Below are 12,108 nucleotides of genomic sequence, written 5' to 3' on the forward strand. Positions count from 1 at the left end.
ATCATTTCTGCGCCAGCGCGCCGAGGCGTTCGCCGGGCTCCAGAGCTCGGTAAGTGCGGGCGGTCGCGTCCATGATCAGCCGACTGTCTTTGTTGCCGCTTGGCGTGAGGCTGATCTCGCCGATGGTGACGATGCGGGACAGCTGGGCGATGTCGTTGACGAAGGCCGCCAGATCGTTATACGAGCCGGTGAGTCGGATGGTGATCGGCACTTCGGCCATTTCCGCGGTGCGAGTCTCGGCGCCAGGTTTGAACAGATCGAATTGCAGTCCGCGGCCGATACCGGCCTGGTTGATCTCGGTGAGCAGGGTATCCATGTCGGATTTGGTCGGCAGCTGCTTGAGCAGAGCGCCAAAGGAGGCGTCGATTTCCTTTAGCTGCTGTTCCAGCGCATCTAAGTTCACCGCCTGGCGTTTCTTGTCGATGAAGGTCTGCTTTAGCGCGGCTTCCTGCTGGCGGGACTGATTGAGCTTGTCGAGCTGCTCGCCCAGCACGAAGAAATAGCCCAGTCCCACCACCAGCAGCAAGAGCAGGAACAGCATCAGCATCTGTGCCTGCAGCGGCCAGTTGGGCATGTCCTTGGGGTCGAGCGCGCGCAGTTCGTCCAGCGTCATGGCGTGGCTCCAACGGGTTTGTTGGCGGAGGGCGGGCTTTGCTTCATTGCGGCATTGAGCGTAAACGCGCTGACCCGCTGATTGTTGACGATGATCGAGCTGACTTCGATCAGCACCGGCGCGTCAAAGGTTTCCGACTGGCCGATCAGGCGCATATAGCTGGAGACCCGGGCTCCGGATTGGGCGTAGCCGGTCAGCGTCACTTGGTTACCGGTCTGCTTGAAGCTTTTCAGATACACGCCGTCCGGGGTCTGGCGCACCAACTGATCGAACAGATGCACCGCGGAGTTGCGCCCCTCCTGAAGCCGCTCCACCAGCTGTTTGCGCGCCAGCAGGTCGTCGCGTTGTTTCTTCAGCTTGCCGATATCCTTGATCTGCCGATCCAGCTTGCCGATTTCCGCTTGCAGCACGTGGTTGCGCGCCTCCTGCCCCCCAATCAGGTGCTGCAGCACCATATAGCCTATGGTCAGCAGCAGCAGCGAAGCCAGGACGGTTGCGCCCAGCAGCAACTGGAAGCGCAGCCGGTGCGCGGCCTTCTTCTGCTCGCGGTGGGGAAGGAGGTTGATCCGTATCATTCAGTCGAACCTCCTGAGCGCCAGTCCGCAGGCGATCAGCAGCGACGGCGCGTCCATCAGCAGCTCTTTCAGCCGGATGCCGGGCGCCTGCACCAGGGTGGTGAACGGGTTGGCGATCATGGTGCTGATCTGGGTGCGGCCGGCTACGGCGTCGTCCAGGCCGGGCAGCATGCTGCAGCCGCCGGCCAGCAGGATGTAGTCGACGCGCAGATATTGCGACACGCTGACCGTGGTGTAGAAGAATTGCAGCGCGCGCTGGATTTCCTGGGCCAGCGAGTCGATGAACGGATGCATCAGCTCGGATTCGTAGCCGTCGGGCAGCGCCATGCTGCGCTTGCCGCTTTCCGCCTCCTCGAAGCTGACGTTGTAGCGGCGCTGGACGTCGCGGGTCAGCTGGTGTCCGCCGAACATCTGTTCGCGGTAGTAGATCTGCTGGTTGTTGCGGATGATGTTGCAGTGGATGCGGGTGGCGCCGATGTCGAACAGCGCGAAGGTCTGGTTCATGCCTTCGTCCGGCAGCTGTTGTTGGATCTGTTCGAAGGCTGTCATCATCGCGAACGATTCCACGTCCACTACCTGAGCTCGCAGGCCGGCCATTTCCACCACCGCCACGCGCTCTTCCACTTTCTCCTTGCGGGCCGCGCACAAGAGGACTTCCAGATCGTCCAGGCTGGACGGCGACGGGCCCAGCACTTGGTGGTCGAGGTTCACCTCGTCGAGCGGAAAGGGGATGATCTGGTTGGCCTCGGACTCGATCAGATCGTCCATGTCCTCGGCCTGGCCGGCCGGCACCAGCAGCTTTTTGTAAATGGCCATCGGGGTGGGGATGGCGATGGCGACGCTGCGTATCGGGCTGCCCAGGCGTTTCCAGCCGTGGCGCAGCGCTTCGGAGATGCCGTCGATGTCGACCAGGTTGCCGTCGTTGACCGCGTCCTTGGGCAGAGGTTCGGTCACGTACCGCTCCACCTGGATGTTGCGGCCGTTGCGCGAGAGTTCGACCAGTTTGATCGCAGTGCTGCTGATGTCCAGTCCAAGCAACGGCGAATTGTGGGATTTTCCCAGCCCCAGTTGTTCGAGCAAGGAGCGCCCGAGCCTCAATTTATCGATTAGCATCCGCGCCTCGATCCGGTCTGATGCAACAGAAATTCGAACTGTTGCCGCCATTGTTTGTCTTGTTGGCTTTCACAAGACGTTATAATCCGGTTTCCAGTGAAAGCCCATCGTAAATATGCTCAGACGATTTCTTGCTATTTTGGCAGGCGTATTCCTAGGTGGCGTGGTGTTGCTTGCGGGTGCCGCCGCGATTGCAATCATCATAACCTACCCGCGCCTGCAAAGCCTTGATGTAATCACGGACTACCGTCCGAAAATTCCGCTCCGCGTCTACTCCGCCGACAACCAGCTGTTGGGCGAATTCGGCGAAGAGCGGCGTTCGTTCTCCCGCATCCACGAAGTGCCGCAGTTGATGAAGCAGGCGGTCCTGGCGGCCGAGGACGAGCGCTTCTATCAGCATAGCGGCATCGACTATCTCGGCATCATGCGCGCCGCCGTTGGCAACCTAGTGTCCGGCCATGCCCGCTCCGGCGCCAGCACCATCACCATGCAGGTGGCGAAGAACTTCTTCCTGTCCAGCGAGAAAACCTTCACCCGCAAGTTCAACGAAGCGCTGCTGGCGTTCAAGATCGAGCACACGCTGAGCAAGGACCAGATTCTGGAACTGTACTTCAACCAGATCTACCTTGGGCAGCGGGCCTACGGCTTCGCCGCCGCGGCGCAGACCTATTACGGCAAGACGCTCAACGACCTGAGCCCCGCCCAGATGGCGATGCTGGCCGGCCTGCCCAAGGCACCGTCGGCTTACAACCCCATCGTCAATCCCGACCGCGCCAAGTTGCGCCAGCAATATGTGCTGCGCCGCATGCGCGAGCTGAATTTCATCACCCAGGAGCAGTACGACCAGGCGCTGGCCGAGCCGCTGCACCTGGCCGGCCAGGTGGCGGAAACCAGCCAACCCGGCCAGTATGTTGCGGAAATGGTACGGCAGGCGATGTACGAGCGTTACAAGGAAGCGGCGTACACCGAGGGCTTCAAGGTCTACACCACCGTGGACAGCCGCCATCAGAAATGGGCGTACGACGCGCTGCGCGCCGGCCTGATCGACTACGACCGCAAGACCGGCTACCGCGGTCCGGAAAGCTTCCTGGATCTGCCTGCCGGCGACGGCGAAGACGCCACCGAGGCATTGGACGAGGCGATGGGCGATCTGCGCGACAGCGGCGACATGCTGCCGGCCATCGTTCTGTCGGCCAGTCCGTTCGAGGTGCGCGCCTATATGCGCGGCGGCAAGATCGCGTCGATCAAAGGCGCGGGCCTCGATTTCGCCCGCCGCGGGCTGAGCAGCAAGGCGTCGCAGCAGCTGCAAATCCGCCGCGGCGCGGTGATCCGGGTGCAGGCCAACGCCAAGGGCTATTGGGAGATTGTGGAGATGCCGGAAGTGGAAGGCGCCTTCGTGTCGCTGGACACCCGCACCGGCGCGATCAAGTCGCTGATCGGCGGCTTCGACTTCAACCGCCGCAGCTTCAACCACGTGACCCAGGCCTGGCGTCAGCCGGGCTCTTCGTTCAAGCCCTTCATCTACTCGTCGGGCATCGAGCGCGGCATCACGCCGTCCACGCTGATCAACGACGCGCCGCTGTCGGTGCCCGGGGTCAATGGCCAGATGTGGACGCCCAAGAACGACGACGGCAAGTTCTCCGGCATGATCACCTTGCGCCAGGGCCTGACCCGGTCCAAGAACCTGGTGTCGGTGCGCGTGCTGATGGCGGTGGGCACAGATTACGCCCAGCAATACCTGCAGCGCTTCGGCTTCTCCGCCAAGCAGCATCCGGCCTACCTGCCGATGGCGCTGGGCGCGGGCTCGGTGACGCCGCTGCAGATGGTGGAGGGCTACTCGGTGTTCGCCAACGGCGGCTACCGCACCAAGGCCTTCTTCATCGACCGCATCGAAGACCAGTCCGGCCGCGTGCTGGCCAAGACCGTGCCCACCGTGGCCGGCCAGAACGCCCAGCAGGCGATCGATCCGCGCAACGCCTTCATCATGCGCTCGATGATGGGCGATGTGGTCCGCTACGGCACCGGCTTCCGCGCGATGAGCCTGGGCCGCACCGATCTGGCCGGCAAGACCGGCACCACCTCGGACTGGAAGGACGCCTGGTTCGTCGGCTTCAATCCCAATCTGGCGGCCGCCACCTGGGTGGGCTTCGACCAGCCGCGCTCGCTGGGCCGCTACGGCTACGGCGGCACTGCTGCGCTGCCGATCTGGATCAACTACATGGGCAACGCCTTGAAGGGCCAGCCGGAAGTGGAGCTGCCGGTGCCGCAGGGCATCGTGGTGAAACCGGGCGCCGGCCAGCGAGGCGGCGACGAGTACTACTACGAAGAGTTCCAGAAGACCAATCCGGAGCTGCATATCGACAACCAGGGCTCGGTGCCGGGCGGCGAGGGCGACGCCAGCGCGCCGCAGGCGGACACCGACAGCGGCAAGCCCGCCGCGCAAGACGCGGTGGAGAACGTCAAGGATCAGTTGTTCTGATCCCCTTCACCGGGCGCAAACAACCGGCGGGACATCCCGCCGGTTTTTTTATTGTCTGAGCCGATGCGTGGTTTCGGCGATAATCAATGCCTTTGACATGGCGGGGGCCGGGAATGAAAGTTGCGCAACTGACCGATCTGCACCTGTTCGCCGACCGGCGGGGCCGTCTGCTGGGACGCGACACCCATGCCGCGCTGGACCGGGTGCTGGGGGCGCTGCGGACGGAGGAGAGCGTTGAGGCGGTCTTGCTGACTGGGGATGTGTCGCAGGACGAATCAGAGGCGTCGTACCATTTGGCGGCGGAGACGCTGGCCGCGCTGGGCGTGCCGGTGCACTGGATCGCCGGCAACCACGACGACCGTGCGGCGATGGCGCGGGTGTTCGCCGGCTATGATTTCCTGCGGCCGCTGGAGACGCTGGCGTTGGGCGGCTGGACCTTCATCGGCGTCGACAGCTGCGTGTCCGGGCAGGACGGCGGCCGGATCGGCGACGCCGAGCTGGAGAGGCTGCGCCAGCGGCTGGACGCGGCGGGAGAGGGCCCGGCGGCCGTGGTGCTGCACCATCATCCGCTGGCGGTGGGCACGCCCTTGCTGGACGACTGCATGCTGGCGCAGGCGTCGCCGTTCTGGCAGGCCGCGACGGCGGCGGAGGCGCTGAAACTGGTGATCTGCGGCCATGTCCACGGCGAACACAGCATCGCCTATCGCGGCAAGACGCTGGAGGTAGGGCCGGCCACCTGCTTCCAGTGGAGGCGCGGCGCGTACGACATCGAGATCGACGACCGGCGCGGCTACCGGCTGTTCGACTTCGCCGCAGACGGCTACTCGGTGCGAACGGTATTTGTCTGAAAGAGTCCAAATTGCTGAAGATGCGGCATTTTTTTGTACATTGTGGCCAGTTTTTACCCGAATAAGCCTGCGCTGATGGTCCTGTCGTTTTACAATGTCGCTCTGTTTGTCTGGAGTTGCCGATGCCTTATTTCAAGATTCTGGTGGTGGCGGTTTTCGTGCTGTCCACCCTTTACGTGCATTTCCGCGGCCGCGTGCGGCTGGGATTCTGGCGCCAGTTGAGCGACCACTCCACCATCATGGCGCCGATCAACTGCTTCATGTATTTGTTTTCCAAGGTGCCGCCCAAGCCCTACCTGCCGGTGGCGCGCTTCCCCGAGCTGCAGGCGCTGACCGCCAACTGGGAGAAGATCCGCGAAGAGGCGGTGGCGCTGTACGACCGCGGTAACATCAAGGCCTCGGACAAGTACGACGACTTGGGCTTCAATAGCTTTTTCAAGACCGGCTGGAAGCGCTTCTACCTGAAATGGTATGGCCAGGATCATGCGTCCGCCCAGGCGCTGTGCCCGTACACCACCGAGCTGTTGAGGCAGTTTCCCAACATCAAGGCGGCGATGTTCGCCGCGCTGCCGCCGGGCAGCCGCCTGGTGCGCCACCGCGACCCCTTCGCCGGCTCGGTGCGCTACCACCTGGGCCTGATCACGCCAAACGACGATGGCTGCTTCATCGACGTGGACGGCGAAAAATACAGCTGGCGCGACGGCGAGGCGGTGATCTTCGACGAAACCTATCTGCACTACGCGGAGAACACCACCGACCAGAACCGCATCATCCTGTTCTGCGACGTGGAGCGGCCGATGTGGTTCTGGCCGGCGCGGGTGATCAACCGCATCGTCAGCCGGGTGCTGGTGGGCGCGGCCAATTCGCCGAACGAGGCGGGCGACCGCGTCGGCGGCCTCAACCGCGCCTTCCGCTACATCCAGCAGGTGCGCCTGCTGGGCAAGAAGATCAAGGCGCAGAGCCGCTTCACCTACTACCTGCTGAAGTGGCTGATCCTGGGGGGCCCCATCGTGCTGTGGCTGTTCTGGGGCGCGTGGCGCTAAGAACCTGTGCAATGTCTGCTGTGCGTCGGCGATACGGCGTTGAAAACATCTTCAGCATGCTCATGTACCGTACCGTACATTCCGCTTCTTCAGCTGTTTTCGCCTTGTCTCGCGCGAGCTCGCGAGACTTTGAACAGGCTCTAAGAGCACTTGCTTGGGAAACGAAAAACCGCGCCAATGAGCGCGGTTTTTGTATGGGGCGGAACGCGCCTGTCGGGAGTCAATGGTCGATCAAGCCGCCGCCCAGCGCCTTGTACAGCGCCACCGCATTGCCGAACTCGCCGCGCCGCAGGTCGAGCAGCGCTTGTTTGGCGGCGTAGAGCTGGCGCTGGGCGTCCAGCAATTCCAAGCGGCCGTCGACGCCGGCTCGGTAGCGCTGGGCCGATAAATCCGCACGGCGCTCGGCGCTGGCCACTGTTCGGCCCTGGGCGGCGATCTGCCGGCCGAAGGTTTCGCGTCCGGCCAGGCCGTCGGCCACTTCGCGGAAGGCGGTCTGGATCGCGCGTTCGTATTCGGCGACGGCGCCGGATTTGCGCAGCTCGGCCAGACGCAGCTCGGCGCGCAGCCGGCCATTGGGAAACAGCGGCAGCGAAACCTGCGGCGCGAAGCTCCAGGCGCGGTGGCCGCCGTCGAACAAGCCGCGCATCGCCGGGCTGGCGAAGCCCAGCGACGCGGTCAGCGACAGGCTGGGGAAGAAGGTCGCGCGCGCCGCGCCGATGTCGGCGTTGGCGGCTACCAGCTGTTGTTCCGCCTGCAGGATGTCCGGCCGGCGCAGCAGCAGATCCGCTGGCAGGCCCGCCGGCAGCCGCGTGGCCACCGGCTGGGCCTCTAGCGGCAGCGGGGCGGGCAGGCCGGCAGGTGGCTCCGCGCCGATCAGCAGCCGCAGCGCGTTGCCGGCTTGCGCGTGGGCGCGGGCGCGCGCCTCCAGGTCCGCCTCGGCGCTGGAGACCTGGCCCTCGGCCTGCGCCACGTCCAGGCCGCTGTTTTGCTGGCCCGCTTTCAGCAGGTGCGCCAGGTCCAGCGATTGCCGCCAGTCGGCCAGCGTGCGCATGGCCAGCTGTTTTTGCTCGTCGGCCAGCCGCTCGGCGAAATAGGCGTCCGCCACCGCGCCCACCAGAGAAATCTGCGCGGCCCGCCGGCCTTGCTCGCTGGCCAGATAGCGGGCGAAGGCGGCGTCGGACAGCGCTTGCATGCGGCCGAACAGGTCGATCTCGAAGGCGCTCAGCGCCACGTTGGCGCTGTACTGCGTCTGCGTGGCGGCCTGCGTCGGGCCGTTCGCCGGCGTGCGCTGGCGCGCGGCGCCGGCCATGCCGTCTATCTTGGGCAGCTGTTCGCTGCGCTGGATGCCGTACTGGGCCTGCGCGGCCTCGACGTTCAGCGCGGCTAGGCGCAGGTCGCGGTTATTGGCCAGCGCCAGCTCGATCAAGCGCTGCAGCCGCGGATCGCCGAACATCGCGCGCCAGCCCAGGTCCGCCGCGCGGGGGCCGGACTCGCCGCCGGAAGCGGCGGGGAAGACCGCGGGCACCGGTAGATCCGGTTTGACCAGCGGCTGGGTCAGCGAGCAGGCCGACAAGGCCAGGATGATGGGGAGAATGATGAATTTCATGGCTCAACCCTCCTGTTCGACACTCGGGGCGGCTTCCGGGCGGCGCGGTTTCAGCCACCGTCCCAGACGCTCCTGCAAGCCGAGCACGAACACGAAGAAAACGGGAACGAAGAAAATGGCCAGCACGGTGGCGGTGACCATGCCGCCGAACACGCCGGTGCCGATGGCGTTTTGCGTCTCGGCGCTGGCGCCGGTGGCGATCATCAGCGGCACCACGCCCAGGCCGAAGGCCAGCGAGGTCATCAGGATGGGCCGCAGCCGCAGCCGAGCCGCCTGAACAGCGGCTTCCGCCAGGCTCTTGCCTTCGTCGCGTAGCTGCTTGGCGAACTCGATGATCAGGATGGCGTTCTTGGCCGACAAGCCGATCACGGTGATCATGCCCACCTTGAAGAACACGTCGTTGGGCATGCCGCGCAGCATCACGGCGGCCAGCGCGCCGATCAGGCCCAGCGGCACCACCAGCATCACCGACAACGGAATGGACCAGCTTTCGTAGAGCGCGGCCAGCACCAGGAACACTGCGATCATCGACAGCGCCATCAGCATCGGCGCCTGAGACGCCGACTGGCGCTCCTGCCGCGACTGGCCGGTCCACTCGACGGCGAAGCCGGGCGGCAGCTGCGCGGCCAGCCGCTCCATCTCGGCCATCGCCGCGCCGCTGGAATGGCCGGGCGCGGCGCCGCCGGAGATGCGCGCCGCCGGATAGCCCTGGAAGCGCACCAGCTGCAGCGGCGTTTCGGCCCACACCGGACGCGCCAACTCGGACAGCGGCACCATGCTGCCGGCCGCGTTGCGCACGTAGAGCTTCAGCACATTGTCTATCTGCATCCGCGCCGGCGCGTCGGCCTGGATGATCACCTGCTGCATCCGGCCTTGGTTGGGGAAGTCGTTGACGTAGGCCGAACCCATCGCGGCGGACAGCGTGTCGCTGACGCTGGCGAAGGGCACGCCCAGCGCCTCGGCCTTCTGCCGGTCTATCTCCAGCCGGATGCTGGCGCCCGCCGGCAGGCCGTCCGGGTAGACGCCGGCCACCACCGGGCTTTGCGCGGCCAGTTCCAGCAGCTTGGCCTCGGCCGCCTTCAGCGCGGCGGGGCCTTGGTTGGCGCGGTCTTCCAGCCGCAGCGTGAAGCCGGAGCTGGTGCCCAGCTCGTCTATCGCTGGCGGCAACAGGCTCATCACCGCGCCTTCGGTGGCGCCCGCCATCGCCTGCTGGGCGCGCAGGCTTTCGTCGACGGTCGACGCGCCGCCGCGCTGGTCCCAGTCCTTCAGCACCGCGAAGTTCAGCGCGGCGTTGGCGCCAGAGCCGGAGAAACCGTAGCCGACGATGGAAATGCTGGACTGGACAGCCTGGCGGGTGGCCAGATGGCTGTCCAGTTTTTTGACCAGATCCTGGGTGCGTTCGGCGGTGGCGTCGGCCGGCAGCAGGAAGCCGGTCATGAAATAGCCTTGGTCTTCCTCCGGCAGGAAGGACGAGGGCAGGACGTTGAAGCCGGCCGCCATCGCGCCGGACAGGGCGGCGAAGACCAGCATCATCCGGCCGGAGCAGCCGATCAGCCGGCCGACGCGCGTCTCGTACCAGTCGGTCAGGCGCGCGAAGCGGCGGTTGAACCAGCCGAAGAAGCCGCGTTTTTCGTGGTGGCCGCGGGGAATGGGCTTCAGCAGCGTCGCGCACAGCGCCGGTGTCAGCGTCAACGCCAGCAGCGCCGAGAACAGGATGGATACCGCCATCGCCAGCGTGAACTGCTGGTAGATCACGCCGACCGAGCCGCTGGACAGCGCCATCGGAATGAACACCGCGGTCAGCACCAGCGTGATGCCGACGATGGCGCCGGTGATTTCCTTCATCGCTTTCGACGTCGCCTCCTTCGGCGACAGGCCTTCCTCCGCCATCAGCCGTTCCACGTTTTCCACCACCACGATGGCGTCGTCGACGATGATGCCTATCGCCAGCACCATGCCGAACATGGTCAGCACATTGATGGAGAAGCCGGCGGCCAGCATCACCGCGAAGGTGCCCAGCATCGCCACCGGCGCGACGATGGACGGGATCAGTGTGTAGCGCGCGTTTTGCAGGAACAGGTACATCACCAGGAAGACCAGCACCATCGCCTCGACCAGCGTGTGGATCACCTTCTCGATGGAGATCTTGACGAAGGGCGCGGTGTCGAACGGGATGGAATAGCCGATGCCGGCGGGCATCGCCTTGCCCAGCTCGGCCAGCCGCGTCCGCACCGCCTCGGCGGTTTTCACCGCGTTGGCGCCGGGGCTCAGCTGCACGCCGGCGAAGGTGGCCGGCTTGCCGTTTTCGGTGCTGGCGAAGTTGTAGGACTGCGAGCCCAGTTCAACGCGCGCGACATCGCCCAGCACCACCTTGGCGCCGCCGGCGTTGGCGCGCAGCACGATGGCGGCGAATTGCTCCGGCGTGGAAAGCGTGCCCTGCACGGTCAGCGGCACGGTCACCCGCTGGCCCGGCAAGGCTGGCGACGCGCCCAGGCTGCCTGGCGCGATCTGCGCGTTTTGCTGGGCGATGGCGGCGGTCAGGTCGCTCATCGCCAGGCCGTAGGAGATCAGCTTGGCCGGGTCCACCCAGACGCGCATCGCCTGTTCGGCGCCGAACAGCTGCACCCGGCCGACGCCGTCGATCCGGCGCAGCTCCTCGACGATGTTGCGCGCCATGTAGTTGTTGAGCTCGGCCTCGTCGAAACGGCCGTTGTCGGAGCGCAGGCCGATCAGCATCAGAAAGCCGGACGACGCCGACTCCACCATCACGCCGTTCTGGCGCACGGCGGCGGGCAGGCGCGGCTCCACCGTCTTCAGCTTGTTCTGCACGTCAACCTGGGCCATCGCCGGGTCCGTGCCCGGCTTGAAGGTGACGGTGATCTGCGCCGCGCCGGAGGTATCGGCTGATGATTCGAAATACAGCAGGTCCTTTACGCCGGAGAGCTCCCGCTCGATAAGGCTCAACACGCCGTCGCTCATGGTCTGCGGCGTGGCGCCGGGATAGACCGCGGTGATGGTGACCGTCGGCGGCGCGACCGACGGATAGCGGGAGATCGGCAGCTGGGGGATGGCGATCACCCCCAGCAGAATGATGAACAGGGCGATGACCCAGGCGAAGACCGGGCGGCGGATGAAGAATTGGGACATGATGGTTTCCCCTCGCTCAGCGCCGCGCCGGCGCGGCGGCGACCAGCGCGCCCTCGGACAGGCGTTCCATGCCCTCGACCACTACCTTCTGGCCGGCTTTGAGGCCGGCCTGGATGCGGTAGCGGCGCTCGGCCAGTTCGCCCAGCTCGACAGCGGCGAGGCGCGCGTGGCTTTTCGCGTCGACGGTCCATACCTGAGGCTTGCCGCCGATGCGCACCACCGCCTGCTGCGGCACGGTCAGCGCGCCGGCGTAGCTCGCGCGCGGCACGCGGGCGCGGACGAACATGCCCGGCAGCAGTTGCCGGTTTGGATTGTCCACCAGCACGCGCAGCAGCACGTCGCCGGTGCCGGCGTCGACATTGATGCCGGAGAACAGAATGCGGCCGGTCTCGTCGTAAGGCTTGCCGTCGTTGCGCAGCAGCGCCACGGGCAGGCCGCGGCCGGCCGCCTCCGGCTGAGCCGCCAGCGTCCGCCGCACGGACTCCAGCGCCGCCGCCGGCTGGCGCACGTCCACGTAAACCTGGTCTATCTGCTGGATGCGCGCCATCGGGGAGGCGTCGCCGGAAGCCGCCAGCGCGCCCTCGGTGACCAGCGCCTGGTCGATGCGGCCGCTGATCGGCGCCTCCACCGTGGCGAATTTCAGATCCAGCCGGCGGCGGGCCAGCGCGGCGCGGGCCTGGGCCA

The 12,108-nt window shown here is 65.8% G+C and carries 9 protein-coding genes; 3 read left to right on the forward strand and 6 right to left on the reverse strand.

Going from position 1 to position 12,108, the window contains the following annotated elements:
* Window position 1 precedes the first annotated feature (1 nt).
* Genes LQR33_RS19385 through LQR33_RS19395 form a run of 3 tightly spaced genes read right to left on the reverse strand, consistent with a single transcriptional unit; the run spans window position 2 to window position 2,301 of the window.
* Window positions 2-613, reverse strand: coding sequence for a type IV pilus inner membrane component PilO (locus LQR33_RS19385; protein ID WP_166439380.1), 612 nt, complete (start codon window positions 611-613; stop codon window positions 2-4).
* A complete protein-coding gene (locus tag LQR33_RS19390) occupies window positions 610-1,188 on the reverse strand; it encodes a PilN domain-containing protein (RefSeq protein WP_166439379.1) in 579 nt (192 codons plus the stop codon). The genes LQR33_RS19385 and LQR33_RS19390 overlap by 4 nt, the downstream gene beginning before the upstream one ends.
* Window positions 1,189-2,301, reverse strand: a complete 1,113-nt coding sequence (locus LQR33_RS19395; protein ID WP_166439378.1) for a pilus assembly protein PilM — start codon at window positions 2,299-2,301, stop codon at window positions 1,189-1,191.
* A 166-nt stretch (window positions 2,302-2,467) separates the two neighbouring features.
* On the opposite strand from LQR33_RS19395, the gene LQR33_RS19400 reads away from it, so the two are divergent.
* From LQR33_RS19400 to lpxO, 3 genes are all read left to right on the forward strand, one after another.
* Complete coding sequence (locus tag LQR33_RS19400) at window positions 2,468-4,780, forward strand: penicillin-binding protein 1A (protein WP_231176957.1); 2,313 nt, start codon at window positions 2,468-2,470, stop codon at window positions 4,778-4,780.
* Window positions 4,781-4,893: 113 nt separating this feature from the next.
* Window positions 4,894-5,628, forward strand: coding sequence for a metallophosphoesterase (locus tag LQR33_RS19405; protein ID WP_231470137.1), 735 nt, complete (start codon window positions 4,894-4,896; stop codon window positions 5,626-5,628).
* Between the two features lie 122 nt (window positions 5,629-5,750).
* The gene (gene lpxO / locus LQR33_RS19410) at window positions 5,751-6,671 is read left to right on the forward strand and encodes a lipid A hydroxylase LpxO (protein WP_070979775.1); all 921 of its coding nucleotides are present in this window, start codon (window positions 5,751-5,753) and stop codon (window positions 6,669-6,671) included.
* 220 nt (window positions 6,672-6,891) lie between these two features.
* Here lpxO and LQR33_RS19415 read toward each other — a convergent pair whose 3' ends face one another.
* From LQR33_RS19415 to LQR33_RS19425, 3 genes are all read right to left on the reverse strand, one after another.
* Window positions 6,892-8,277 carry an efflux transporter outer membrane subunit gene (locus LQR33_RS19415; protein WP_231470138.1) on the reverse strand — a complete coding sequence of 462 codons (1,386 nt, stop codon included), beginning with the start codon at window positions 8,275-8,277 and terminating at the stop codon, window positions 6,892-6,894.
* A 3-nt stretch (window positions 8,278-8,280) separates the two neighbouring features.
* A complete protein-coding gene (locus LQR33_RS19420) occupies window positions 8,281-11,424 on the reverse strand; it encodes a multidrug efflux RND transporter permease subunit (RefSeq protein WP_231470139.1) in 3,144 nt (1,047 codons plus the stop codon).
* 16 nt (window positions 11,425-11,440) lie between these two features.
* A partial coding sequence (locus tag LQR33_RS19425; protein ID WP_231470140.1) for an efflux RND transporter periplasmic adaptor subunit occupies window positions 11,441-12,108 on the reverse strand: 668 nt, incomplete at its 5' end.

The sequence above is a fragment of the Chromobacterium piscinae genome (assembly GCF_021129175.1).
Classification (GTDB): Bacteria; Pseudomonadota; Gammaproteobacteria; order Burkholderiales; family Chromobacteriaceae; genus Chromobacterium; species Chromobacterium piscinae.